A 25,271-nucleotide genomic window follows, 5' to 3' on the forward strand; every position below is an offset into this window, starting at 1 on the left:
ACGAGGTCGCGGTCGGCCGCCGCCCCCCGGGCGCTGGTGACCTCTCGGGTTCGTTCAGCCCAACCCGAGCCGGTCGGGAGCCATCGCCCGCTCTCGCCACTCGCCGTCGGGCACGTGGCGAGCGACCTCCTCGGTGAGCAGACGACGCAGCACCTCGACCGCCGCTTGGTCGTCGGGTCGTCGCGCCGCGGCCCGCACCGCGTCGAGCGCGGCCACCAGCCGCCGCGAGATCTGGGGCGAGGACGCGCCGTACAAGATGATCTCGGTGAACCCGAGGTCGAGCAGGCGGCCGAAGGTGGCCACTGGCCGCACGACGCGCACCACGCCCTCGTCGTCGTGGTAGATGCCGTCGGGGTCCTCCCGCCCGGCGGCCAGCACCAGCAGCTCCTCGACGCGCTCCAACGCCTGGAGGGCCGTGGTCGGGTCGTTGACCGCCGGCGACAGGGCCTTGGAGGCCACGTCGACGAGCTGGCGCAGCCCGTAGGAGGGGTCCTGGTAGAGGTTGCGCTCGACGCCGAGGTGGAAGGCAGAAGCCAACCGGGCGGGATCGACCGGGGTGCCACCGTGCAACCGGGCCACCAGCAGGCCGTGGTGCACGTGCACCCCGATCTCGGTGGTGAGCTCGATCACCGTGTCGTGGGCCACCGCCAGCTCCACCAGCGGGGGGATGCCGACGCCTTGCAGGACCCCGGACCGCCGGCGCCAGTGCACCACCGAGGTGATCGGGCCCAGCTCGGGAACCTCGACCGGCTCGTCGTGACCCGTGGCCGCCCGGTTGGCGACCACCGCCCGGCGGGTCTCCTCGGCGATCGTCTCGACCACGACGCTCACCTGCATGGCCCGCACGATGGCGTGCACGTAGAAGACGAACACGACGAGGCAACCCATCGTGCCCAAGACCACCATCAGCAATGAGAAGACGGGGACGAAGGGGTCGCGGCCCAGCTCGCCCTCGAGGCCGGGTGCACCGGCGTCGAGCTGCAGCATCACCATCAAGGCGAAGAGGAACGTGCCCAGGAAGATGCCGAGCGTGAACTTGGTCAGGGGGGCCCGCACGAAGGTGCGCAGCAGGCGGGGCGAGTACTGCTGGCTGGCCAGCTGCAGGGCCACGATGGTGATCGAGAACACCACACCGAGGAAGGTGAGCAACGCCGGCGCGATGGTCGTGATGACGGCGCGGGCGTCCTCGACCGACCACCACGTGGCGTCGGCCTCGGGCTCGTAGGCGATGGCCTCGTCGATCCCCTCGCTGACCAGCCCCAACACGAAGGCCACGGCGAGGCACCCCATGGGGACGACCCACAGCGAGGAGCGGATCGTCTCGACCCACTGCGACCGCTGGGTGTTGCGTCGTTCGATGGGCGCGACCGTGCTCGACATGGCCTCGCGAGTCTGACCGAACCGCCGCCGCGAGGGAGGGACCTCGTCGGCCCGCCCGGCACCTGTGCGCCCGACCGAGGCAGCCGGGGACCCGCTCCGTACACTCGGCCCCGATGGCCGTGACTCCCCCCACCGAGCCCCTCTCCCGCCCCGAGGACGATGCCCCGAACGACCTGTCGATCGGGGCCTTCTCCGACGACCCGCCGTGGCTGGTCGACCCCGAGGTGATGCCCTGGCGGGAGGCCGTCGACGCCGTGCGCTGGGTCACCCGGGCCCAGCTCCCCGACCTCATCCGACCTCGCCGACTCCCACGCGGTCGTCGGGTCTTCACCGTCGTGCGCCGCCTCGGCACCGCCCTGTTGCCCTGGTACCTGATCGACCGGCGCAAGGGACGCGAGCTCAGCCGGGCCGGCCTCTCTCGACGGTTGCGCATCGCCGCCGAGCACCTCGGCCCCACCTACATCAAGCTCGGTCAGATCATCTCCTCCGGTGAGGGGCTCTTCCCCGAGGAGCTGGTGACCGAGTTCAAGAAGTGCCGGGATCAGGTCCCGCCCCAACCGTTCCGCGACGTGCGCACCATCATCGAGACCGACTTCGGGCGGCCCCTCGAGGACGTCTTCGCCGCGTTCGAGCGCACGCCGTTGGCGGCAGCATCGATCGCCCAGGTGCACGCCGCCACCCTCCACACCGGCGAGCAGGTGGTGGTGAAGGTGCAGCGGCGCACCGTGGGCGAGCGGGTCCACGCCGACCTCGAGGTCATGGCGTGGCTGGCCCCGTTCCTCGTCGGCCGCATCCCGATCGCCGCGCTGGCCAACCCGCCGGCGCTGGTCGAGCTGTTCGCCGAGACGATCACCGAGGAGCTCGACTTCCGGCTCGAGGCCCAGAACATGCTCGACGTGGCGGCGTCGTTCGTCGAGCTCGGGCAGCGCGGCTACGTGGTGCCCCGCCCCCACCCCGAGCTCGTCACCCCCCGTGTGCTCGTCATGGAGCGCCTCGACGGCTTCAACTTCGACGACGTCGCCGCCATGAAGGACGCCGGCGTGGACACCCACGCGGTGGTGCGCACCGGCATGATCGGGTTCATGGAAGGGGCCCTCATCTGTGGCATCTTCCACGGCGACCTGCACGGCGGGAACCTGTTCGTGATGGCCGACGGCCGCACCGCCCTGCTCGACTTCGGCATCACCGGGCGCATGGGGGAGGCGCAGCGCCTGGCGTTCCTGCGCCTGTTGCTGGGGGCGACCACCAACGACGTGCGCACCCAGCTGGCCGCCCTGCGCGACCTGGGAGCGCTGCCCCTCGACACCGACCTCGAACAGGTCATCGTCGATCTCGACCTCGAAGGCGCCCCCATCGACCCGACGTCGTTGACGCCCGACGAGATGATCCACGAGATCCAGCGGGTGGTGAAGCTGCTGCTGGGCTACGGCGCCCGGATGCCCAAGGAGCTCATGCTCTACGTCAAGAACCTGGTGTTCCTCGACGGGGCCATCGCCCGCCTCGCCCCCGACCTCGACCTTTTCGCCGAGATCACCAGCATCGCCATGCACTTCACCCAGACCCACGGCCAGCGGATCTTCACCGACATCGGGGTCGATGCCGCCGGCGTCGAGTTCGACTTCACCGGGGTGAAGGCCGGGTTCGGCGTCGACCCGGGCATGGAGCGCCTCACCTACCGCGAGCTGCAGGCCCGGCGTGAGCTGATCCGCTCCCGCTTCGAGGACCGCGAGGTCTCCTGAGCGTGGTGGTCGGGCGCCACCGCCTCGGCGACGTCGTGCTCGCCCGCGCCGCGGACCGTCGAGAGCCACCCGGAGCCGGCTGACCAACACCCCGGCGCACCGGTCCCCGGTTGGCGGAAGCACACCCTGCGACCCCTACTGTGAAGCGCTTCGACCGACGCAGGGGGATGGGACCAGCCGTGACCGAGATGTCCGTCGTGGAGCCGACGGCGGCCCGATCCGGCGAGGGCGGCTGGCGGGAGCTGGCGACGGCGGCGTTCGTCGTCGTGATCTGCGCCCAGGCCGCCTCGGGCATGGTGCAGGGCGCGGCGCCGATGGCGCTACCGGCCATCAGCGCCGACCTCGGGGCCTCCAGCAGCGCCATCCAGTGGTACGCCTCGCTGTTCCCCCTCGGCTTCGCTCTCGTCTTGATCCTCGCCGGACGCGTGGGAGACCTCTTCGGGACCCGACGGCTGTTGCTGCTCGGCTACGGCGCCGTGGTGGCCGCCCTGGTGCTCAGCGCGGTGGCGCCGACCACCCCCGTCCTGCTCGTGGCCCGACTCCTGCAGGGCGTGGCCACCGGGGTCATGGCCCCGCAGCTGTCGGCCACGATCCAGCGCCTGTTCCAGGGCCACGGCCGCACCCGGGCCTTCGCCGTGTTCTTGATGGCCACCGGTGGTTCGTTCATGCTCGGCCAGCTGGTCACCGGTGCCCTCATCACGTCGGACCTCATGGGCCTGAGCTGGCGCTGGGCCTACCTCCCGTCCATCCCCTTCGCCCTGGCGACGCTCGTCGCCGCCTGGCGCGTGCTGCCCCGCACCTTCCGGGGCACCGCCGGGCGTCTCGACCTCGTGGGCGCCGCCGCGCTGGGCATCACCGCCTTCTTGTTGATGTTCCCGGCCATCCAGGGTCGCAACGCCGGATGGCCGCTGTGGCTCGTCGTGATGTTGGGGTCGTCCGTCCCCGCCTTCCTCGCCTTCCTCGCCTACGAACGGCGGGTGATCGACCGGGGCGGGGATCCGCTGGTGAACCCGACGCTGTTCGCCATCTCGTCGTTCCGGGTCGGGAACCTCATCACCGTCGCCGTCAGCCTGATCACCTACGCGGTGCCGATCTACATGATCCTGACCATCCAGTCCGGCTTCGGGCGCACGCCGTTCGAGGCGGCGCTGCTCACCGCTCCCATGCCCTTCGCCAACATGTTCGGTGCGCTGCTCGCCGCTCCACTGGTTCGCCGCCTGGGCCGAGGCGCCGTCGCCGTGGGCGGGCTGCTGACCGGCCTGTCGTCGATCCTGGTCCTGGTGGCCACCGCCGGGTCCCCCGACACGGTCGAGGCCACCCACCTCCTCCCGGGCATCGCCCTGCTCGGCTTCGCCTCGGGCATCTCGATCGCGTCGACCATGAGCATCGTGCTCCACGAGGTGCCCCCGGCCTACGCCGGGGCGGCGGCCGGGGTGCAGTCCACCAGCCTCCAGCTCGCCGGTGCGGTGGGCATCGCCTTCTTCGGCATGGTCTTCTACGGCGCGATCGCCGAGTCCACCGACAAGGCGGCCTACCTCACCGCCATCACCGACGTGCAGTGGATCGCCGTCGGTCTGGCCCTGCTGCAGACCATGGCGGTCGTGTTCCTGCCTCGCCACCGACCTCAGCCACTCGATCCCGCCGTTCCCCTCGACGCAACGGCATGACCCACCGCCGACTCGGGCCTGGCTCGCGAGCACCTCGGCGGGTATCGCCTCCGGTTGACCTTCGCCGACGGCTTGGTCGGTGACGTGGACCTCACCGACCGTTGTGCGAACCCACGGGGACCGATGTTCGAGCCACTTCGCGACGTCGAGTTCTTCGCCCGGGTTGCGATGGATCGCGAACTCGGCACCGTGGTCTGGCCGAACGGCGCTGACCTCGCTCCCGAGGCCCTCCACGAGCAAGCCCTGAGCCTCGCCTGAAAGGCACCTCCATCCGGCGTTCGGAGATGCTCGCCCGGCGATGACCGCCCCCAACTCGTAACCTCCGGGGCATAGGGCAGCGCGGGACTCATGCGCATCGGCTGGAGATGCGAACCGCGGCTGCTCCGATGGGAGCGCGTGCCATGTCCTTCTTCGGACCTCCGCCGGATTCCCCGACCGGGATGCCGATGGAGCCCCCGAAGTGGGGCCCACCAGTGTGGGATCGGCCCGCGGAGGACACTCTCGGGGTCTCAGTCGGCATGTCAGTGGTCTTGGCGGTCACCGACGAGCACGCCGTCGTCTTCGACAACGTGCACGCCTTCTCCAACGGCTTCACGTTCGACTTGGTACAGATGCGCAACCCGAACATCCCGGTTGACTTCTCACAGATGCACCAGCGGCCCATGTTCATGAACGGTCCGCGACTTGGCTTTGAGTTCGTCGACGGATCCATCGTCACCACCGAGCAGCCAGGGATTCCAGCAGTACCTGGCGGCGGAGCTCCCGGCGGGTGGTCATCGACGACCATCTCGGCCGCAGCGGCCTCCTCGGAGAGGCCAGGCTTCGACGCCGAAGGTGTGCCGACCGGGCACGTGCTGCGAACGCGCGGCAGCGGCGGGTCCCAGTACCGGCAAGCCACCGAGCTCTGGTGCTTCCGTCTACCGCCACCGGGACCGATGACGATCCATGCCGACTGGCCCGATCACTTTGACGAAGTGGCCATCGATGTCGACGCCACTCCGATCGTCGACGCCGCGGGCCGTTCGAGGATCCTGTGGCCTAGAACGTGACCCGCATAGCCGGTGCTACGGGGCGCCCGGCTGGGAACGAGCGACCAAGACGCCAGATGGATGTGCCGGACCTGCGTCGCCGTCCTGGCGAGTGCAGCGGGTTCCAACGACCACTGCAAAGACCAGGAGGGCCACGAAGAAAGCGGCGATGATCCACTGCGTTCTCGTCTCAGGTGTCACGGCTCTCCTCAGCGTCCCAGCTGCGCCGATGGGCTGGCAAACGCGTCCGAGCGTGAGACGACGCGGGCCTCTCTCCGGTTCCCGTGTCACCCACTCCCGGCGTTCAGAGGCACTTGGCTTACTCGTGGAGAGCCTCGGAGACGATGAGATCGAGGCGTTGGCCCAGGTGATCGCGATAGAGGCCATTGCTGCTCCGGAGCTTCGCGCCCGGGAACGTGGCGCGCAGTGCTGCCTCAAGGGCGGCGCGTGCAGCTCTTGGATCCGGCGCCGCTCCGACCTCGTCTACAACCCGTGTTGCAACGTCATCCCAGTAGTTCCCGTCCCAGTGGCTCTCAGTCAGCCATGGCTCCAACACCTCGACCTCGCGCATCGCTGCCGACCATCGTCGGACTAGCTCGTCCCGCGCCGCCGCCATAGGGCCCAACCTATCGATCAGCTGCCGCCACCCAGGAGCATCTCCTTGTCCCGGCGAAAGGGACACGTCGTGCTGTCAGAAGTGCAGGCGCCGTCCCTGGTCTTCGTCATCCGGTGCGTCGTTGAAGTCTCTACCGATCAGCCAGACCAGCCCCCGCTCTGGTGTCCCGTCCGGCATCAAATCGCGGACCAGTGCGATCGACCACCGCCGATCGGGACCCGCCTCGGTACGTGCCCAAGCGATGACCTCACTCACATCTGAGTCACTGATGTCGAAGGTCTCGGCCGAGTAGGACGGGCCGGCTCCGCTGAAGACGTACACCCGGAAGACTGCTCCGTGGTCCTCCCAGCCGCAGTCTCGTTCATCCACAGGAGTGACGCGCACGCTCGGACCCTACCGATCAGACCTGGTTTCCTTCCGGCGTTCTGAGACGCGAGCGTGGCGGCGAGCAGGTCCCGGTTAGCGTCGCCCGAGTGGAAGTGGTTCAACCGGTGGGGAGGGTGGCTCGCGCAACGGTGCGAGTGGTGCTGGTCGGACTCCTTGCAACCACCGGTCTCATCGTCATCGGGGTGGCCCTCGCCTTTCACTTGTGGCAGAGGGAGGCGGCTCGGATCAGCTGCCCGATGGGCTACTTCTTCGATCCCGGAGATTGGATGGGGCTAGACCCGCCCGTGTGCCGGAGCGAGTCGGGCTCGTCAGCTCTACCCCTGATCCACGACTTGGCCTGGTGGGAGCCTTGGTGGTCCACCCTGCTCCTTGTGGCCGTGGTCCTGCTCTGCGTCGGGACAGTGCGGAAGCTGGGCGGCGTTGTCTGGCGCGTGTAGATCGCAGGCCACTCGGAGTCTCGTCGACGCCGAGAGGTCCCCCTATGGCCGGCGATCTGGGCACCAGGGAGACCGGGCGGTCGGGTGGTGGGCCTGTGTCACTGCACTGATAGGGGGCCACTGATTGGTTGGCCGTCGGCGCTGGTCGCGGAGACGGTGATTGTCACGGGTAGCGGGATCACCGACATGACTCCGAGAGCACCCGGGAGGTTGCCGTCGGCGGCCACGACCAGTTCGTTGGTCGTGGAGTCGAGTTGTCCGGCGAGCTGGACCTCGTAGGTGAACGTCGACCCCGGTTCGAGTCCGCTGGCGGTGAGCAGCACGGTGCCGTCGCGCTCGGCGCACACCTCCCCCTCTCCGGCCGAGAGGCACGATCTGGCGGGTTCGGCCGAGATTGAGACGTCCTCGATTCCGTTGGCGGCGACGAAGGCCCGCCACCCGGGGTCATCCACGCGTCCGAGGGCCCCGATGGTTTCGACCAGCGGGCTAGAGCCGATGTCGGGCGCTGCGCAGAGGCGTCCGGTGTCGTCGCCTCGGACGAGCAGGTCCACGGACAGGGACCCCTCGAGCCACACCGCGGTGGCCGCTGCGTTGCCCTGCGGTCCCGGTTCATCATCGATCGTGGGCTCATGGCCGCAGTGGACGTACACCGAGCCGATCCCGTCCACTTCGATGGCTTCCGCTCCTGCCGCCCTCAGCTCCAGGTACTCCTCGGAGGGCTGTTCGCCGGCGAAGTCGAGCTGGGTCAGCTGGTAGGGCTGTCCGTCGACGGTGAAGTTGATCGTGGAGCCGCCCGGCACCTGGATCCCCGAGATGTCCGTCGCGTCGAGGGGAGGGACGAGGTAGCTCCCCGCGCCCGATGTCACCGGGATTGACGCGTCGTCGCGGGTGAGCACGACTGCGGCGATGCCCCCGACGACGAGCACCATGGCGGCCACGGCAAAGACGATGGACCGTCGGCCACGGGCCAGGACCTCAGGTTGGGTGGCGTAGTCGCCCACGGCCGTCGCGTCTTGGATGTCGACTCCTGACAGGTTGCGGTGGGCGAGGGCTCGGAGTTGTTCTTCGAGTGGTCGACTCATCACGCCTCCTCTCCCTTGAGGTCACGGCGAAGCCGGGAGAGGCCCCGCCTCACGAGAGTGCCGATGGTGGACTCGGATCGTCCGGTCATCCGGGCCACGTCGGCCTTGGACCAACCGCAGCCGACCACCAAGAACACGGCGAGGCGTTGCTTCTCCGGAAGTCGCCCGAGGGCGGAGGCGAGCGCCGGCTCGTACTCTGGGGGCGCCTCGACCGGCAGCAGGTACTGCGGAGGGATCCGTTTGCGGCGAACGCGGGTCTGGGAGCGGCCGACCTTGAACAGGTAGCCGACCGGGGATTCCATGGCCATCACCCGATGCCGGTGCTCCCACGCGTAGGCCATGGCCAGCGCGTGGCCGTCCTCACCGCGGTCCGGGCCGAGCGCGCCGATCAGCGCCTGACGGAGCGGGACGCCCACCTTGACGGCGAACTCGTCGAAGCTCTGGTCGTTCTCCACCATCGGTTCCAGCGTCCGCCCTCCGTTGCTCACAGTACCTAGAGGCAACAACGCACCGAGATCCGCGACACCGAAGGCCACCCGCCCCGCCCGGCACCACTGCAGGACACCCGGAGGGGGGTTCGACGGTGCCCAGGCGGGTTGTGCAGCAACGAGAAGGGTCGTGCTCGCGTCACCCAGCCGGCGTTAGCGGACACCCGAGCCCGAAGCCCCTCGGTCCTTCCTATACATCGCCTCGAGTGCGGCCCAGATCCCAACGGCGACCACCAGCATGCCGAGCACGACACTGAAGTAGATCCACCGGGCCGCCTCGGCTTCCTCGACGACACCCCGTACGAGGGCCACGACGGATCCGAAGGCGAGAAGCCGCACCAGCCAGCGCCGGCGTCGCCACCAAGGCCAGTCCCGTGTTCCGTCATCCGCCATGAGGCACACCTACCCTGTCGGTACTCCTGAGAGGTCCCCAAGACCCGGCGATCAGGGGCACTGTCAGAACCAGCGTGCCGGGGGTGAGGTGGGCGCCTCGTCGTGTGGTCCACGACAGGACTCATTGCGGTAGTTCGACGGCCGGGTTACGTTGCAGGCGCCTCTCGGGGGAGGGGCATTCCTGGCGGAGGACTCATGGTGGACAAGGTCAACGTGCTGCTCCCGGCGATCGCAGTGTCGAAGTACGTGCGTGTCGGTGTGGTGGCGATTGGTCTCACGGGTGCTCTGGCTGGGTGTGGCTCGACGACGGACAGCACGGCGACGACCACCACCACGCAGGCTCCTGCCGCGACTGGCACCTCAGACGTAGTGTCGCCGCCGATCACCTGGGGTGGTGGGGGAGACATCGGCGGGATGGAGGCCATCATCATCGGCGACCTGGACAGCGACGGGCACTGCTGGGGGATTGACCTCATTGGCGACGAAGGGCGAGCCCTGGTCGCATGGCCGAAAGGCACCCAAGCCGAAGGTGACGCGGTTCGCTTCCCAGACGGGTCCCTCCACCGGCCGGGGGATCGGCTCGAGGATGCCGGGGGCCGCGTATCCCTCGACGCGAATCTGGCCTCGATGATCGGCGCCGAGGCCGAACGCCTCCAGTCGTGCCGCCAAGGCGAAACCGACGTTGTCTTCATCAACTGACCCCCAACGACCGGTCACGCAAGGCGGGGGTTCGCCGTCGGCTCCCGTCCCTGCGAGACCTGGGGCCGTCATTGGCGCTGATGGGCACCTCACGGTCCTGCCACCAGCGACCTGACCAATCTCACACGCCACGGAGCGCCGCCTCGCCGCACTAGCTCGGCGCCCACGCCCATCGCACCACAGTCCATCGGTGGCTCGGTGGCTCGGTGGCTCGGTGGCGCCGGGGGTGCCATCAATGTGCCGATATGGGACGGCCGAGCGGAGTCATCGGCTCACCTAGCCTGGCGGGGTCATGCGTCTCGTCATCGCCCGCTGCTCGGTGGACTACGACGGCCGGTTGTCGGCCCATCTCCCCCTCGCTCCCCGCCTGATCATGGTGAAGGCGGACGGGTGCGTGGCCATCCACGCCGACGGCGGGGCCTACAAGCCGCTGAACTGGATGAACGCGCCGAACCGCCTGGTGGAGGAGGAGGGCCGCTGGGTGGTCACCAACCCCAAGGGCGAGACCCTCACGATCACCCTCGAGGAGGTCCTCCACGACTCGGCCCACGAGCTCGGGCTCGACCCGGGGCTGCAGAAGGACGGCGTGGAGGCCCACCTCCAGGAACTGTTGGCGGCCGACCCCAACACGATCGCCGACGGCCTGGTGCTGGTCCGCCGGGAGTTCCCCACCGACATCGGCCCGGTCGACCTGCTCTGCCGCGACGGTGACGGCCGGGCCATCGCCGTCGAGGTCAAGCGGCGGGGCGACATCGACGGCGTCGAGCAGCTGGCCCGCTACCTCGAGCGCCTCGAGCGCGACCCCACCCTCCGGCCGGTGCGGGGCATCTTCGTCGCCCAGCAGATCAAGCCCCAGGCCAAGGTCCTGGCCGCCGATCGCGGCATCGACTGCGTCGAGGTGGACTACGACGAGCTCCGTGGCATCGAGTCCAACGTCCTGAAGCTCTTCTGACCCCTGCCCCGCAGAGAGGGAAGCGGCACGCCCGCCGCCGCTGCTGGGTCACGCCGAACCATCCCGTCCGCACCACCGAGCCTTCTCGGCCTCGTCCCCGCCCGGCCTGCCTCCCGCTGATCGGGCGCGCATAGGCTCCGGCCCGGTGTCAGCGGCACCGAGAGCGACCTCGGTCGTCCGTCGGCCAACTTCGGGGGAGTCGATGACCACTGACACGGCGGGCGATACCGACCCGGTCGAGGCCTTCGCCCAGACAGCATCGACGATGCCCGCGGGTGATCTGGCGGCCATCGTGATCGCGGCCGGAAGCGCACTCGGGGCCGCGTCGGTCCGCTTGCTCGTCGCGGACTACGCCGTGTTGTCCCTCCACGAGCTCGGTGACACCGATCCGGATGCTCGCCAGACCCCGATCGAGGGCACGCTCGCGGGACGAGCGTTCGTGCGAGAGGAGGTCGTGGTGTCCGGCGACGGCCCCATCACCGTCTGGGTGCCACTGACCGAGGACAGCGAACGCGTCGGCGTCCTCCAGTTGGAGTTCACCTCCTGGGACGAGCAGATGCTCCCCGGGATCGAGGCCACGGCCCACATGCTGACGCTCATCGTGCTCAGCAAGCGGCGCTACACGGATGCCCTCTTCCGGAGTCGCCGAAGCGAGCCCCTCTCGGTGGCGGCCGAGATCCAGTGGGATCTGCTGCCCCCGCTGTCGTACGTGACCGACGAGGTGTCGATCTGCGGGATGCTCGAACCGGCCTACTCGATCGGCGGTGATTCCTTCGACTACGCAGTGAACGGCGATCACGTGGAGTTCAGCATCGTCGATGCCGTGGGCCGTGGGATGCCGGCAGTGCTGAAATCAGTGCTCGCCATCAACACGCTCCGCAACGCCCGCCGAGAGCAGATCCCGCTCGAGTCCGCCTACCTCCACGCCGGCGAGCTGCTCGCCGAGGAGTGGCACGATTCGAGCTTCGTGACCGGTCAGATCGCCTCGCTCGAGCTGGCGACGGGCCGACTCTCCTGGCTGAACGCCGGCCATCCCCTTCCGCTACTGGTGCGCGGCGGACGCTGCGTGGGCGAGCTGCACTGCCGGCCATCGCTCCCGATGGGACTCGGAGGCGAGGTGGTCGAGGTGGCGAGCAATCACCTCCAGCCGGGTGATCGGGTGCTCTTCTACACCGACGGCGTGACCGACACGAGGTCGGCCGACGGTGAGCCGTTCGGGCTGCCCCGCCTCATCGACTACCTGGAGCGGGCCACGCTCGACCGAGTGCATCCCACCGAGACCGTCCGCCATCTGTCCGCGTCGATCGTGCACCACAACGGCATCGGCCTCAGCGACGACGCCACCCTTCTGCACCTCGAGTACCGCGGGCAGCACACCAGCTCCTAGACCGAGGAGGGAGACCGGTCCGAGCCGGAATCGGGGACCCGACCAGGCGAGCTCACTCGATCGGGCACCACTGCTCCTCGAGGCCGGCCAGGGCCGAGAAGCGCCCGACCAGGCACATCACACACAGCAGACCGATCTCGACGATCTGCTCGGGGGTGAAGTGGCGGCGCAGCTCGGCCTTGTCGGCCTCGGTGATCGACAGGTGGTCGGTGGCGAAGGTGGTGGCGAAGGTGACCGCGGCGAACTCTGCCTCGGTCATGTCGCGACGCTCGCCCTCGCCGATCTCGGCCACCAGCTCCTCGGTGAGCCCGGCCTCGACGGCCGCCGGGTGGCGCCCCGCCATGCACACCTGGCACCGGGTGGTCTGGGCCACCGCGATGCGGACCAGCTCGGTGAGACGAGGGCCGAGGTGGTTGTCGAAGCGCAGCTGGCCATAGACCTCGTTGTAGCGCCGGAAGTGGTCCGGGGCGTGGGCCATCATCCGGATGAAGTCGCGCAGGCCGGGCCGCTGGGTTCCCTCCCACTGCGCCCGCAGGTCGTCGGGCAGCTCCTCCACCGGCACCAACGGCACGAACTCGTCCATCGCACTACCCCTCTCGTAGGTACTGAAGGCGGCGAGGCCAGGGCGGGAGCGAACCCGGTCCTGGCCTCGGCGTCGGTCGGATCAGGCCTGGCGGTCCTGGCCGAACATGTCGGCGTTGGGCCGGGCATCGGCCATGAGCGACTCCACCACGGCTCCCATCGCGCTCGGGTCGTGGGTGGGCGCCTCGACGGTGGGACCACGGTGCCAGCCCTCGGCCACCGCCAGGTGCGTGCCGCTCACGTCGAAGACCCGCCCGGTGACGCCCTTGGACTCCGAAGAGGCCAGCCAGGTGACGATCGGGGCGATCCACTTCGGCGACAGCTGCTCCTTCATCTCGTCGGAGGCCTGCCCCATGCCCAGGTTCTCGGTGAGGCGAGTGAGTGCCGCCGGGGCGATGGCGTTGACGGTCACGCCGTAGCGGGACAGCTCGTCGGCGGCGATGATCGTGAAGCTGGCGATGCCCGCCTTGGCCGCGCCGTAGTTGGTCTGGCCGACGTTGCCGTAGATGCCCGAGGGCGAGGTGGTGTTCACGATGCGGGCGTCGACCTCCTCGCCGGCCTTCGAGCGCTCCCGCCAGTGAGCGGCGGCGAAGTGCGCCGGCCCGGCCGTGCCCTTCAGGTGCACCTTGATGACCGCGTCCCACTCGCCCTCGCTCATGTTGGCCAACATGCGGTCGCGCAGGATGCCGGCGTTGTTGACGAGCACGTCGAGGCGGCCGAAGTGCTCGACCGCCTGGGCCACGATGCGCTCGGCGCCGGCCCACTCGCTGATGTCGTCGGTATTGGCCACCGCCTCACCGCCGGCGGCGGCGATCTCGTCGACGACCTGCTGGGCCGGACCGGCGTCGGTGCCGGTGCCGTCGGCCGCACCCCCGATGTCGTTGACGACCACCTTGGCGCCGTGCTCGGCCAGCATCAGTGCGTACTCGCGCCCGATGCCCCGCCCCGCACCCGTGATGATGCAGACCCGTCCCTCGCACAGTCGTGCCATCTGTGTCTCCTTCGTCGCCGGCGCCCCTCGCCGGTCGGTCGTACGACGAGACTACGCGGGCCCTCCCGGGCCGGCACCGGGGCCCCGACCGAGAAAACCGTCCCCACCTACCGACCAGTCGGTAGGCTGTCGCCGTGACCGCCACCGACTCGACGCCCACCCTGGAACCAGCGGCACCCGAGGCCCCGGCCCGAGGCTCGCTGAAGCCCGTCCTCGACGTCATCCCCCCCGAGGCCTACGAGAACCCAACGTGGAAGGGCCTCGCCTACCTGGCCCGCGACCTCGTGCTCTACGCGCTGGTGGTGGCCGGCCTGATCCTCGTCGACAACCCCATCGCGGTGGTGGCCCTGTGGGTGCTGTCGGGCCTGGTCATCTCCGGGCTTTTCGTCATCGCCCACGACGCCGCCCACGGCGCGCTGTTCGCCAGCAAGCGGATGAACCGGGTGGTCGGCACCATCGCCATGCTCCCGGCCTGGCACGTCTACGAAGGCTGGGTTCTCGGCCACAACCGCATCCACCACGCCTACACCGTGCGGGAGGGGTACGACTTCGTGTGGCACCCCTACACCCCCGAGCAGTACGCGGCCATGTCGCCGTTGGGCCGGCTGCGCCACCGCATCGAGTGGTCCTGGCTCGGGGCCGGCGCCTACTACCTGCGCGAGGTGTGGTGGCACAAGATGATCGTCGGCGCCCCGCCCAAGCGCTGGGCCGCCGCCGTGCGCCGCGACCGCATCCTGGTGTGGTCGTTCGTGGCCCTGGCCACCCTCGCCCTCGGCGCCCTCGGGTGGGCCATGGACGGCACCGTGGTCGGTGCCGTGTGGATGGTCGTGAAGGTGCTGGTGGTGCCCTTCCTCGCCTTCACCTACGTGATCGCCACGTTCGTGCACGTCCACCACATCCAGCCCGACATCCGCTGGTACCGCCGGCGCGAGTGGACCAAGTTCAAGGGCCAGATGGAGGGCACCACGGTGCTGCGGGCCCGCTTCGGGCTCAACTTCTTCTTCCACTGGATCATGGTCCACGTCCCCCACCACGTGGACATGCGCATCCCGATGTACAACCTCGAGCTGGCCACCGCCGCCATCGACGAGGCCTTCCCCGGCACGGTCCACGACGAGCCGCTGCGCTTCCGTGACTTCGTTGCCAACACCCGCAAGTGCCGGCTCTACGACTTCGACGAGGGCCGGTGGTTCACCTACCGCCAAGCCCGCGAGCACCTCGCCGCCGCGCCCCCGACCCAGGCCGAGCAGCCGACCTCCGCCGGCCTGGCCACGGCGCCGGGAGCCTGACCCGCCCCGGTCAACGGGTTTGGTCGAGGAGCCTCCCCCTCCTGAGCGGGGAAGGTCGGCTACTCGCCGTCGGGGTCGAGGTCGGGACGCCCTTCCGGACCCCAGTCGTAGCCGAGCGCGTCGAGCCAACGGGCGATCTCGGCCACCCGCCACGACACCGTGCCCGGATGCTGCGGATCGTCGAAGCCGACGATGAGCGCCGCCTTCTCGAGCACCCGGGCGTCGGGCGCCGACGTGGAGACCGAGGTGATCTCCGAACGGGCCAGCACATGGGTGCGCCGCGGCGCCCAGGTGACGAACACCAAGGTGTCGTCGCTGGCCGCCAGCACGCCCTGGCCCCGTAGCCCGCCGGCCTCCTCGGGCTCGGACCCGAAGCCGACGGCCTTGGGTTCGATCAGCCGGACCCGATCACGACCACCGAGGGCGTCGCGGGCCTCGGCGATGGCGGCGTCGGCCCGCTTCTGCAGGATGGGGTTGAACGCCAGCGCGGCCACGGCGAGCAGCACCACGATGGCGATCAGGACGATGACGACGACGTTCACGTTCACGTTCCTCACACGAGCGGGGACGGAGACATCCCGAGCCGGATCTTGCCAGAGGCCACCGGCCGGTACGGTCATGGTTGTGATCGAGGTCAGCCTGGACCGCTTCGAGGAGCTCGTCGCCGACGCCCTCGACGCCCTGCCCCCCGCCCTGGGCCAGCTCATGGACAACGTCGTGGTCTTCGTCGAGGACGACCACGAGGAGGGGATCCTCGGGCTGTACGAGGGCATCCCCCTCACCGAGCGCGAGCAGTACGGCGTGGGCTGGGGCGAGCTGCCCCTCCCCGACCGCATCACCGTGTACCGCCTCCCGATCTGCCGGCTGGCCCGCGACGAGGACGACGTGGTGGAAGAGGTGCTGGTGACGGTCGTGCACGAGGTGGCCCACCACTTCGGCATCGACGACGACCGTCTGGTCGAGCTGGGCTGGGACTGAGCCATCGCCGCGGGCGGGTCGGCGCGAGGCCCGCCCCTCCTCGCGGTGGTCAGTGCTTGTGGTGGTGGTGCTTCTTCTTGGTCGACGGCAACGCCTGGCCTTCGTCGCCGTGCTTGTCGACGTGGCGGTGCACGGCCAACGCCGCCCCGACGATGCCGGCCTGGTTGAGCAGCTCGGCGGGCACCACCTCGGTGCGGCACGTCAGCAGCGGGACGAAGTGCTCGGCCTTCTTCGAGACCCCACCGCCGAGGATGAACAGGTCGGGCCAGAACAGGTCCTCGAGCATCACCAGGTACTCGCTGACCCGGGCCGCCCAGTCCTCCCACGACAGCTCGTCGCGCTCCCGCACGGAGTTGGCCGCCCACTTCTCGGCCCCGTCGCCGCGCAAGGGGAGGTGCCCGAGCTCGGTGTTGGGCACGAGGCGTCCGTCGACCACCAGCGCGCTGCCGATGCCGGTGCCCAGGGTGAGGGCGATGACCAGCCCGGGCTCGCCGTGGGCGGCACCGAAGCGGGCCTCGGCCTCGCCGGCCGCGTCGGCGTCGTTGACCACCGTGACCGGTCGACCGGTGGCCTTGGTGAACAGCTCGGCGGCGTGCAAGCCCACCCAGGCGTCGTCGAGGTTGGCGGCGGTGTGGACCATGCCCCCCTTGACGACACCAGGGAACGTGCACCCGATGGGGCCGTCCCAGTCGAAGTGCTTGACGCACTCGGCGAGCACCGTCGACACGGCATCGGGCGTGGCCGGCTTGGGGGTGAGGAGGCGGAGCCGATCGGTGAGCAGCCGGCCCCGCTTGGTGTCGACCACGGCCCCCTTGATGCCGGTGCCGCCGATGTCGATGCCCAGAGCCTTCATGGCGCGGGAGTCTGCCACGTGCGGACGCGTCGAGGGGGCGGGCAGGGCCCGGTTCAGGCCAGGTCGCCGAAGCGGTGGACCCAGCGCCGAGCCTGGCGCAGGCGCCGTTCGACGGTGGCGCCGAGCCACAGCGACACCACCCCGGCCACGGCCAGGACCGCCCACCGGGGGATCTGCGCGGCGACGGGGGCCACGGTGTGCAACCCGATCACGACCAGCCCGACCGCACCCAGCGTGACCGGTGCCTGGAGCCGGCCTTCGGTGCCGACGACCAGGGCGCCCAGGCAGACCACGGCCACGCCGACCGCCCGGCTCCCGTCGCCGTCGAGGGCCAGGACGAGGCTGGGCAGGACGCCCACCAGGAGGCCGGGGGCGTAGGCGAACCACGAGCTGAGGGAGCGGTCGCCCCTGCGCCCGACCCAGCCCGCGCCGAGGCAGACCACCGCGGTCGGCGCCGTGTAGGCCTCGACGACCCCGACCCCCGCGATGCCGAGCCACGACCAGCTCGCCACCACGGCGAGGGCGAGCGCCACCAGCTCCAGTCGTCGCCACGTCGGCTCCAGACCGGCGATGGCTGCGCCGGCGGCGCCGAGGGTGAGACCGACGGCGAGGGCGTGCGCCCCGTCACCGGGCCAGGGGACACTCCGGGCCGCGAGGCCGGCCAGGGTGACCAGGACCACGGCTCCAGCGCTGAGCCCCGCCGCAGGATGCAGGTGCCGGGCCAACACATGGGGGGTGGCGGCGACCGTGGCCGAAGCCACCAGCACCGCCATCGCCCCGCCCACCTCCGGGCTCCACCCGCCGGCGAGCACCCCGAGCGCGGCGGCCCCGGACGCCACCGGGGCGAACACGCCGACCGCCCCCTGGGCGACACGGCGCATGGGGGTGAGCGCGGTGACGGCGAGGGCCGCGGCCGCGGCCACGCCCAGCGCCACGGCGACCGGCCAGCGCTGCTCGGCCCAGGCCGGTTCGGCGCCCCACGCCGCCAGCGCGAGGGCGGCGGTGGCGGGTGCGGCGACGACGAGCCGCAGCTCGCGACCCCACGGGCGCACCGAGGTCGCCAACACCAGCGCCGCCGCCGCCCCGATGGTGGTGGTGAGCACGACCATCGGGAGGGCGGCCGTGACCTGGGCGTCCTCGACGGTGACCACGACCGCCGGGGCCACGCCCAACAGGGATGACACCGCCACGGCGACGAGAGCGAGTCGCAGTCGGGGCAGGAGCCAGGCCGAGGCGCCGGCCAGCGCCCCGGTGAGACCCACCACCGCCAGCGTGAGGGGCGCGTCGGCCAACGACCACCCGGCCGCCGCCACCAGCGGAGGGGCCGCCGCCAGCGCCCACCAGGGCGATCGGCACCACCGAGCCAGGAGATGGACGGCCACGGTGGAGAGCAGGACCCCGAGCAGCGCCAACACGGCATAGGAGGCGCCGGCGCCCACGACCGCGAGGAGCAGGCCCACCCCGGTGGTCGCCACCGCCGCGGCGACGCCGGCCTCCCGGTCGAGGAGACGACGACCAGGGAGCCGATCCAGACCGGCGACCAAGGCGGTGGCGGCCACCACCAGGAGGGCGACGGCGGCGGCGCCCGTGCCGCCGATGGTCTCGTAGCGCACGACGTCGACGGCGTCGACGGCCGGCACGTTGGTGCGGAAGGCCTCGGTGGCGCCCGTGGCCCACGGGTCGGCGAGCAGCAGCCAGGCCGACGCGCCGGCGGTGACCGCCACGTCGACGGTCCCGAGGAGAGCCGGAACCGCGACGACGACACCGGCGACCAGGGATCCGGCCCGCAACCACGACGGCCCGACACGGGCCGCCACCACGGCCACGGCACCCGACGCCACCGCGATGGTGGCCAGCCATGGACCCGACACGAGATCGGCCACGGCCACCAGGGGGACGACCAGCACGACGAGGGCCGACGTGGTCACGAGGAGCACACCGAGGGCCGGGTCGAGGACCCGCCGCCAGGCCCACCGGGTGGCGAGCGGGAGCACGCCCGACGTCGCCAGCACGGCGGCGGTCACCGGGCCGGCACCCCGGTCGGCGGCCACGAACCCGGTGGCCACGAGGCCCTCGGCCCACAAGAGCCAGGCGACGGTGGTGACCGCACTCGCGCCGTCGCGCCAGGAGAGGACCCTCGAGAGGCGGGCGCCGGCGAGGGCCACCACCGCGGCGAGGGCCGCGGCGCCGACCGCGGCGGCGACCGCCGAGCGGGGCACCGTGAGAGCCAGACCCAGCGCCACGCCGAGCACCAACGGCCCGACCTGACGGCCCACCGCCAGACGGAGGCCGGCGCCGAGACCGACGCCGATGGCACCCACCAGGGCCAGGCCGGCCACCCACCAGACGTCGAGGGGCAGCTCGGCTCCCACCCCCACCCGGCGTAGGGCCAACCAGTCGACGCCCACCAGGGCCAGCAACACCCCCGCCAGCGCCTCGGCGGTGGCCGGGAGGCGTCGGGCCGCGGCCACGGTGAGCGCGGCGACGGCGAACGTCGCCCCGGCCAGCAGCGCCGCCCGTCCGCCGTCGCCCAACCGGGGCCACGCCACCACCGCGAAGACGAGGGCGGCGAGGGCCAACAGCACGGCTCCCACGGCGAGCAGGGTGTTGCGCAGGGCCTGCGGTCGCCACTCTCCCTGGGTGGCCGGGGGCGATGGCGGGAGCGACGGGACCCCATCCGCGGGGATGGCCCCGGCCGGGGGCGGCGGGAGGTGCACGTAGGCGGGGGGCGGGGGGAGGGCCGACCACGCGGACGACTCGAGGGGTCGCCCCACCACCTCGGCTCGCGCCGCGAGGAGGCGTTGCTCCTCGGCCGCCAGCGCGGCCAACCGCTGCTCCCTGTCCTCGATCAGCGCCCGACGGGCGGCCGCCAGGTGCCGCAGCTGGTCGTCGATGGCGGCCAACGGGTCGGTCGGCGGTTCGGGGCCGGTCGTTCCGGGTGGTCGGTCGTCGGGCATCGGCTGCTCCTCGTCGCCCCAGGTCCACGAGGGTCGCCCGGCGACCGAGAGGGAGGGTGCGGTGCGAGCCGGCGTCGCCGATGGACCACCCTCGAGCATGGCAACGTACCGGCCATAGGGCCCTGTGAAAAGGGAGGCCACGGGCGTACGGTCGAGACATGGGCGACGACGTACGCCTCGACGATCCCTTCACCGTTCCCACTCGCCACTGGCACCGGCTCGAGGACGGGCGGGTGCAGTGCGACGTGTGCCCTCGCGCCTGCAAGCTGCGCGAGGGGCAGCGAGGGGTCTGCTTCGTCCGCGGCCGCGTCGACGACCAGGTGGTGCTCACCAGCTACGGGCGTTCGAGCGGCTACTGCGTGGACCCGATAGAGAAGAAGCCGCTCAACCACTTCCTGCCGGGCACCTCGGTGCTGAGCTTCGGGACGGCCGGCTGCAACCTGGCGTGCCGGTTCTGCCAGAACTGGGACATCTCCAAGTCCAAGGAGGTGGACCGCCTGTCCGACGCCGCACCGCCCGAGTCCATCGCCGACGCCGCACTCGAGCTGGGCTGCGCCAGCGTGGCCTTCACCTACAACGATCCCGTGGTGTTCCTCGAGTACGCCGTCGACACGGCCCACGTCTGCCGCGAGAAGGGCATCAGGTCGGTGGCGGTGTCGGCCGGCTACGTCTCCGAGGGCGCCCGCCAGGACCTCTTCGACGTCGTCGACGCCGCCAACATCGACCTCAAGGGGTTCACCGAGGAGTTCTACCGCCACATCGCCATGGGCGCCCTGGCCCCCGTGCTCGAGACCCTCGAGTACGTGCACCACGAGACGGATGCCTGGCTCGAGATCACCACCTTGTTGATCCCGGGGCAGAACGACAGCGACGAGGAGCTCGACGCCATGACCGGTTGGCTCGTCGAGCACCTGGGACCCGACGTACCCCTCCACTTCAGCGCCTTCCACCCCGACTACCGCATGCGCGACGTGCCCGCCACCCCGGCCTCGACCCTCACCCGGGCCCGTCGCATCGCCCTGGCCAACGGCCTGCGCTTCGTCTACACGGGCAACGTGCACGACCGAGAGGGCGACACCACCGCCTGCCCGGCGTGCGGGGAAGCGGTCATCGAGCGGGACTGGTACGAGCTGAAGGGGTGGAAGCTCACCGGCGACGGCCACTGCCGCAACTGCGGCGCACCGGTGGCGGGGGTCTACGACGGGCCACCCGGGGAATGGGGAGCACGACGCGTCCCGGTCGAGCTCAAGAGCGGAAAGGTGCGGCGACGATGACCACCACCACCCGGCCCGCCGCTGTGGCCGGCCTCTTCTACCCCGACGATCCCGAAGCGCTGACCGCCATGGTCGACGCCGACCTGGCCGAGGGGGCCGCCCGGCTGCCCCGGCTCCCCCTCTCGGTCGAGACAGGAGGAAAGGGCCCGAAGGCCCTCGTCGCACCCCATGCCGGGTACGTGTACTCGGGTCCGGTCGCAGGCACGGCCTACGCCGCCGTCGCCGAGCGCAAGGGCACGGTCAGCCGTGTCGTGCTGCTGGGCCCCGCGCACCGCGTGGCCCTGCGCGGCATGGCCGTGCCGAGCGTCGACGCCTTCGCCACCCCCCTCGGCTCCGTGCCCGTCGACGACGCCGCCCGCCGAGCGGCACTCGACTGCCGTGGGGTCCACCTCGACGACCGCCCCCACGCCCAGGAGCACGCGCTGGAGGTGCACCTGCCGTTCCTGCAGCGGGTCCTCGGCCCGGACGGCTGGCAGGTGCTGCCCATCGTGGTGGGCCACGCCACGGCCGAGCAGGTCGCCGCCGTGGTCGAGCGTCTCTGGGGCGGACCCGAGACCTTGTTGGTGGTGAGCTCGGACCTCAGCCACTACCACGACCAGGCCACCGCCGACCGGCTCGACGCCCGCACCGCCTCGGCCATCCTCGCCGGTGCGGTGGACCGGATCCGCCCCAACGACGCCTGCGGCGCCCACCCCCTACGGGGGCTGCTCTGGGCCGCCCGCCGCCACGGCTCGAAGGTCACCCTGCTCGACCTGCGCTCGTCGGCCGACACGGCCGGCGAGCCGGACCGCGTCGTCGGCTACGGCGCCTTCGCCGTGGGCTGAACGCGTGTCCCGCGCTCCGACCCCGCAGCTGGATCCGCCGCTGCAGCACTGGCTGCTGGACCTGGCCCGGTCGACCGTCCGCTCGGCGTTGGACGGGCACGGTCTGGTCCTACCCGACCCGGCAACCGTCCCGGAAGGGGCCGGCCTCCCGGGAGCGGCGTTCGTGACCCTGCGCCGCGGCGGCCGCCTCCTCGGTTGCATCGGCTCGATCGAGGCCCACCGCTCGCTGGCCGACGACGTCGCGGCCCACGCCTACGACGCCGCCTTCCGCGACCCCCGCCTCCCGGCAGTGACGGACGACGACTGGCCGCGCATGGACGTCGAGATCTCGGTCCTCGGGCCGCTGGAGCCGCTGGACGTCCGCGATCGAGTCGAGCTGGCCGCCGCGCTGCGCCCGGGGGTCGACGGCGTCCTGCTCACGAGCGCCGAAGGCCGCGGGACGTTCCTGCCGTCGGTCTGGGCCCAGGTGGGCGACACCGACGAGTTCCTCGACGCACTGTGGCACAAGGCCGGTCTGCCTCCCCGCCGTTGGCCGCGCGACCTCGTCGTCGAGCGGTACCAGGTCACCGAGTTCGACGACGCCTGACCCCCGCCGTCACCCGGTGGATCGGTCGGCGGTTCGAGCCGCTCCGCCGGCGACGGGGATGGGGGGCCGCTCAGGTCCGACGGGCGGCGCGATAGCGACGGATCAGCGCACTGGTGGAGCTGTCGTGGGCCAGATCGGGCTCGGCGTCGGCGGTGAGCTCGCCGATGATGTTCTGGGCCAGCAACTTGCCGAGCTCCACCCCCCACTGGTCGAAGCTGTTGATGCCCCACACCGCCCCCTGCACGAAGGTCTTGTGCTCGTAGAGGGCGACGAGCTGGCCGAGCGTGGACGGGGTGAGCTCGGGGAGCAGGATCGACGTCGAGGGCCGGTTCCCGGGGAAGGTGCGGGCGCTCACCAGCTCGGGTGCCACCCCTTCGGCCGCCACCTCCTCGCCGGTCTTGCCGAAGGCCAGCGCCTCGGGCTGGGCGAAGAAGTTGGCCATGAAGACGTCCTGGTGGCCGTCGACCTCGTGCGGGGGGTGCACCAGACCGATGAAGTCGCACGGGATGAGCCGGGTGCCCTGGTGGATGAGCTGGTAGAAGGCGTGCTGGCCGTTGGTGCCGGGCTGACCCCACACGATCTCGCCCGACGACGTGCCGAGCGGCCGCCCCCAGCGATCGACCGACTTGCCGTTGCTCTCCATGGAGAGCTGCTGGAGGTACGGGGTGAGGTGCCCGAGGTAGTGGCTGTAGGGCAGCACGGCCAGCGTCTCGGCGCCGAAGAAGTTGGCGTACCAGACCCCCAGCAGCCCGAGGATCACCGGCAGGTTCTGCTCGAGCGGCGCCGTGCGGAAGTGCTCGTCGACGGTGCGGAACCCGGCGAGCATCTCCTCGAACCGCTCGGGCCCGATGGCGATCATGAGCGACAGACCGATGGCCGAGTCGTAGCTGTAGCGACCGCCGACCCAGTCCCAGAAGCCGAACATGTTGGCGGTGTCGATGCCGAACGCCCGCACCTCCTCCGCGTTGGTCGACACGGCCACGAAGTGCTTGGCGACCGCCGCCTCGTCGCCGAGCGCGGCGAGCGACCACGCCCGCGCCGTGTGGGCGTTGGTCATCGTCTCGAGGGTGGTGAACGTCTTGGACGCGATGATGAACAGGGTCTCGGCCGGGTCGAGGTCGCGGGTGAGCTCGTGGAACTCGGTGCCGTCGACGTTGGACACGAAGCGCACGGCGAGGTCGGGGTCGGCGAAGGGCACCAGGGCCTCGTGGGCCATGTGCGGGCCCAGGTCGCTGCCACCGATGCCGATGTTCACGACGGCGCGGATGCGCTTGCCGGTGTGACCGGTCCACTCGCCCGAGCGCACCCGGCGGCTGAAGTCGGCCATGCGGTCGAGCACCTCGTGCACACCGGGCACCACGTCGTGGCCGTCGTGGTCGCGGATCACCGCGTCGCGCGGGGCCCGCAGGGCCACGTGGAGCACGGACCGGTGCTCGGTGACGTTGATGGGCTCACCGGCGAACATGGCGTCGCGCAACGGCTCGACGCCCGCCCGCCGGGCCAGGTCGAGGAGGCGGGCCATGGTGGCGTCGGTGACCCGGTGCTTGGACCAGTCCACGTAGAGGTCGCCCACCTCGCCCACCAGGCGGGTGCCACGGGTGGGATCGTCGGCGAACAGGTTGCGGAGGTGGCGGGGGGCCAGTTCGTCGTGGTGGGCCACGAGCGCAGCCCACTCCGGGGTGGACTCGATGGGGTCTGGGGTGGCGGTCATCGTGGGCTCCGAGGTGGTGAGCGGTCAGAGGAGGGTGATGCGGAAGCGGGCTCGGTAGCTCTCGCCCGGCGCCACCATCGGCGTGAGGCCGTCGCCCAACGCGTTGATGGGAGCGACCATGGGCTCGAGCGCCACGAAACGTTCGCCCGGTGGCGAGTAGACCTGCCCGTACTCGTACCCGGGGTCCATCGCGAGGGTGAGCTGGCGGCTGCGCCCCGACACCGTGAGCAGTCGGTGGTTGGCCCGCAGGCGGTACGCATCGTCGTAGCCCGGCTCGACCAAGGGTGCCTTGCGCGAGTAGCCCGTCTCCTCCTCGCCGGAGGGCAACATCCGGTCGTCGAGCTGGAGGCGGTCGCCGGTGGGCAGGTGCACGCGCAGATCGGCCGGATCCTCGCCGGGCAGCTGGAAGTAGGGGTGCCATCCGAACGACGCCGGCACCGAACGCCGCCCGGTGGCGGTGATCGTGGTGGTGACGTCGAGATCGCCCGGACGGACCCGCATGCCCACCGTGATCTCGTGGGGGAACGGGAACGAGGCCATGACCTCGTCGGCGGCGGCGGCGTCGAAGCGGGCGCTGAGCCGGGCGTAGCCGTTGAGCGCCTCGGCCCGGTCGACCACCCACCCGGCCCGACCGATCATCGTCCCGTGGATGGGCAGGCCGTTGGCGTCACGGTGCAGGCCGGGCGCATCGGACAGGTCGACGCGCGTGCGGTTGACCTTGTAGGTGTCGCCGCCGATCCGGTTGGCCCAGGGCGCGAGGAGGGGCAGTCCGGTCGTGTGGCCGGCGAGCACCGCCTCGGCCTGGCCCCGCAGGACCAGGAACTCGCGTCCACGGTGGCGAAGGGAGGTGCCCAGGAGCCCCAACCCGGGCACCACCGTGAACTCGGTGGGACCGGCCTGCAGCACGAACGCACCGTGCCCCTCGACCTCGGTCGGCACGAGGGAGACGGGGACCGTCGAGATGACCACCG

Annotated in this window: 25 protein-coding genes; 12 read left to right on the forward strand and 13 right to left on the reverse strand. The window is 71.1% G+C overall.

Features of this window, described 5'->3' with window-relative positions; translation table 11 throughout:
- Window positions 1-54: 54 nt before the first annotated feature.
- Window positions 55-1,380: a DUF2254 domain-containing protein gene (locus tag LUW87_RS14175; protein WP_232671846.1), complete on the reverse strand. Its 1,326-nt coding sequence runs from the start codon at window positions 1,378-1,380 to the stop codon at window positions 55-57.
- 113 nt (window positions 1,381-1,493) lie between these two features.
- Here LUW87_RS14175 and LUW87_RS14180 point away from each other — a divergent pair, with 113 nt between their 5' ends.
- The 4 genes from LUW87_RS14180 to LUW87_RS14195 all read left to right on the forward strand — a co-directional run bounded on the left by LUW87_RS14180 (window position 1,494) and on the right by LUW87_RS14195 (window position 5,835).
- A complete protein-coding gene (locus LUW87_RS14180) occupies window positions 1,494-3,119 on the forward strand; it encodes an ABC1 kinase family protein (protein WP_232671847.1) in 1,626 nt (541 codons plus the stop codon).
- Between the two features lie 188 nt (window positions 3,120-3,307).
- Window positions 3,308-4,786: an MFS transporter gene (locus LUW87_RS14185; RefSeq protein WP_232672067.1), complete on the forward strand. Its 1,479-nt coding sequence runs from the start codon at window positions 3,308-3,310 to the stop codon at window positions 4,784-4,786.
- 18 nt (window positions 4,787-4,804) lie between these two features.
- Window positions 4,805-5,044, forward strand: a complete 240-nt coding sequence (locus LUW87_RS14190; RefSeq protein WP_283251166.1) for a DUF2442 domain-containing protein — start codon at window positions 4,805-4,807, stop codon at window positions 5,042-5,044.
- Window positions 5,045-5,316: 272 nt separating this feature from the next.
- The gene (locus LUW87_RS14195) at window positions 5,317-5,835 is read left to right on the forward strand and encodes a hypothetical protein (protein WP_232671849.1); all 519 of its coding nucleotides are present in this window, start codon (window positions 5,317-5,319) and stop codon (window positions 5,833-5,835) included.
- A 298-nt stretch (window positions 5,836-6,133) separates the two neighbouring features.
- Here LUW87_RS14195 and LUW87_RS14200 read toward each other — a convergent pair whose 3' ends face one another.
- The 5 genes from LUW87_RS14200 to LUW87_RS14220 all read right to left on the reverse strand — a co-directional run bounded on the left by LUW87_RS14200 (window position 6,134) and on the right by LUW87_RS14220 (window position 9,217).
- A complete protein-coding gene (locus tag LUW87_RS14200) occupies window positions 6,134-6,385 on the reverse strand; it encodes a hypothetical protein (RefSeq protein ID WP_232671850.1) in 252 nt (83 codons plus the stop codon).
- 120 nt (window positions 6,386-6,505) lie between these two features.
- Window positions 6,506-6,814 (reverse strand): hypothetical protein, encoded by a 309-nt coding sequence (locus tag LUW87_RS14205; protein ID WP_232671851.1) that lies wholly within the window; start codon window positions 6,812-6,814, stop codon window positions 6,506-6,508.
- 538 nt (window positions 6,815-7,352) lie between these two features.
- Window positions 7,353-8,336 (reverse strand): hypothetical protein, encoded by a 984-nt coding sequence (locus tag LUW87_RS14210; protein WP_232671852.1) that lies wholly within the window; start codon window positions 8,334-8,336, stop codon window positions 7,353-7,355.
- On the reverse strand, window positions 8,336-8,794 hold the full coding sequence (locus tag LUW87_RS14215; protein WP_232671853.1) for an RNA polymerase sigma factor: 459 nt from the start codon (window positions 8,792-8,794) through the stop codon (window positions 8,336-8,338). Before LUW87_RS14215 ends, LUW87_RS14210 begins: the two co-directional genes overlap by 1 nt.
- A 183-nt stretch (window positions 8,795-8,977) precedes the next feature.
- Window positions 8,978-9,217, reverse strand: coding sequence for a hypothetical protein (locus LUW87_RS14220; protein ID WP_232671854.1), 240 nt, complete (start codon window positions 9,215-9,217; stop codon window positions 8,978-8,980).
- A 195-nt stretch (window positions 9,218-9,412) separates the two neighbouring features.
- Here LUW87_RS14220 and LUW87_RS14225 point away from each other — a divergent pair, with 195 nt between their 5' ends.
- The 3 genes from LUW87_RS14225 to LUW87_RS14235 all read left to right on the forward strand — a co-directional run bounded on the left by LUW87_RS14225 (window position 9,413) and on the right by LUW87_RS14235 (window position 12,255).
- Entirely contained in the window at window positions 9,413-9,916 is a 504-nt protein-coding gene (locus LUW87_RS14225) for a hypothetical protein (RefSeq protein ID WP_232671855.1), read from the forward strand.
- A gap of 292 nt (window positions 9,917-10,208) precedes the next feature.
- Window positions 10,209-10,868, forward strand: a complete 660-nt coding sequence (gene nucS, locus LUW87_RS14230) for an endonuclease NucS (RefSeq protein WP_232671856.1) — start codon at window positions 10,209-10,211, stop codon at window positions 10,866-10,868.
- A 202-nt stretch (window positions 10,869-11,070) separates the two neighbouring features.
- Window positions 11,071-12,255, forward strand: coding sequence for a PP2C family protein-serine/threonine phosphatase (locus LUW87_RS14235; RefSeq protein ID WP_232671857.1), 1,185 nt, complete (start codon window positions 11,071-11,073; stop codon window positions 12,253-12,255).
- A 52-nt stretch (window positions 12,256-12,307) separates the two neighbouring features.
- On the opposite strand, the gene LUW87_RS14240 is transcribed toward LUW87_RS14235, so the two are convergent.
- Window positions 12,308-12,838 carry a carboxymuconolactone decarboxylase family protein gene (locus tag LUW87_RS14240; RefSeq protein ID WP_232671858.1) on the reverse strand — a complete coding sequence of 177 codons (531 nt, stop codon included), beginning with the start codon at window positions 12,836-12,838 and terminating at the stop codon, window positions 12,308-12,310.
- Window positions 12,839-12,919: 81 nt separating this feature from the next.
- Window positions 12,920-13,828, reverse strand: a complete 909-nt coding sequence (locus LUW87_RS14245) for an SDR family oxidoreductase (protein WP_232671859.1) — start codon at window positions 13,826-13,828, stop codon at window positions 12,920-12,922.
- A gap of 134 nt (window positions 13,829-13,962) precedes the next feature.
- On the opposite strand from LUW87_RS14245, the gene LUW87_RS14250 reads away from it, so the two are divergent.
- Window positions 13,963-15,117, forward strand: a complete 1,155-nt coding sequence (locus LUW87_RS14250; RefSeq protein WP_232671860.1) for a fatty acid desaturase — start codon at window positions 13,963-13,965, stop codon at window positions 15,115-15,117.
- A gap of 59 nt (window positions 15,118-15,176) precedes the next feature.
- On the opposite strand, the gene LUW87_RS14255 is transcribed toward LUW87_RS14250, so the two are convergent.
- A complete protein-coding gene (locus LUW87_RS14255; RefSeq protein ID WP_232671861.1) occupies window positions 15,177-15,659 on the reverse strand; it encodes a hypothetical protein in 483 nt (160 codons plus the stop codon).
- 76 nt (window positions 15,660-15,735) lie between these two features.
- Here LUW87_RS14255 and LUW87_RS14260 point away from each other — a divergent pair, with 76 nt between their 5' ends.
- Entirely contained in the window at window positions 15,736-16,095 is a 360-nt protein-coding gene (locus LUW87_RS14260) for a metallopeptidase family protein (protein ID WP_346742569.1), read from the forward strand.
- Window positions 16,096-16,144: 49 nt separating this feature from the next.
- Here the strand turns inward: LUW87_RS14260 and ppgK are convergent, their stop codons facing one another.
- Window positions 16,145-16,948 (reverse strand): polyphosphate--glucose phosphotransferase, encoded by an 804-nt coding sequence (ppgK, locus tag LUW87_RS14265; RefSeq protein ID WP_232672068.1) that lies wholly within the window; start codon window positions 16,946-16,948, stop codon window positions 16,145-16,147.
- A 53-nt stretch (window positions 16,949-17,001) separates the two neighbouring features.
- A complete protein-coding gene (locus LUW87_RS14270) occupies window positions 17,002-19,905 on the reverse strand; it encodes an SCO7613 C-terminal domain-containing membrane protein (protein WP_232671863.1) in 2,904 nt (967 codons plus the stop codon).
- Window positions 19,906-20,063: 158 nt separating this feature from the next.
- Between LUW87_RS14270 and amrS the strand changes: the two genes are divergently transcribed.
- From amrS to amrA, 3 genes are read left to right on the forward strand one after another with little or no spacing between them, the layout of a single operon-like run.
- Window positions 20,064-21,179 carry an AmmeMemoRadiSam system radical SAM enzyme gene (gene amrS / locus LUW87_RS14275; RefSeq protein ID WP_232671864.1) on the forward strand — a complete coding sequence of 372 codons (1,116 nt, stop codon included), beginning with the start codon at window positions 20,064-20,066 and terminating at the stop codon, window positions 21,177-21,179.
- Window positions 21,176-22,003, forward strand: coding sequence for an AmmeMemoRadiSam system protein B (gene amrB, locus LUW87_RS14280; RefSeq protein ID WP_232671865.1), 828 nt, complete (start codon window positions 21,176-21,178; stop codon window positions 22,001-22,003). The genes amrS and amrB overlap by 4 nt, the downstream gene beginning before the upstream one ends.
- Window positions 22,004-22,007: 4 nt before the next feature.
- Window positions 22,008-22,589 (forward strand): AmmeMemoRadiSam system protein A, encoded by a 582-nt coding sequence (gene amrA / locus LUW87_RS14285; protein ID WP_232671866.1) that lies wholly within the window; start codon window positions 22,008-22,010, stop codon window positions 22,587-22,589.
- Window positions 22,590-22,659: 70 nt separating this feature from the next.
- Here amrA and pgi read toward each other — a convergent pair whose 3' ends face one another.
- Together pgi and LUW87_RS14295 are read right to left on the reverse strand one after the other, a co-directional pair.
- Window positions 22,660-24,300 carry a glucose-6-phosphate isomerase gene (gene pgi / locus LUW87_RS14290; RefSeq protein WP_232671867.1) on the reverse strand — a complete coding sequence of 547 codons (1,641 nt, stop codon included), beginning with the start codon at window positions 24,298-24,300 and terminating at the stop codon, window positions 22,660-22,662.
- Between the two features lie 24 nt (window positions 24,301-24,324).
- A complete protein-coding gene (locus tag LUW87_RS14295; protein WP_232671868.1) occupies window positions 24,325-25,239 on the reverse strand; it encodes an aldose 1-epimerase in 915 nt (304 codons plus the stop codon).
- Between the last annotated feature and the right edge of the window lie 32 nt (window positions 25,240-25,271).

It is taken from the genome of Rhabdothermincola salaria, assembly GCF_021246445.1.
GTDB classification, from domain to species: Bacteria; Actinomycetota; Acidimicrobiia; order Acidimicrobiales; family Acidimicrobilacustridaceae; genus Rhabdothermincola_A; species Rhabdothermincola_A salaria.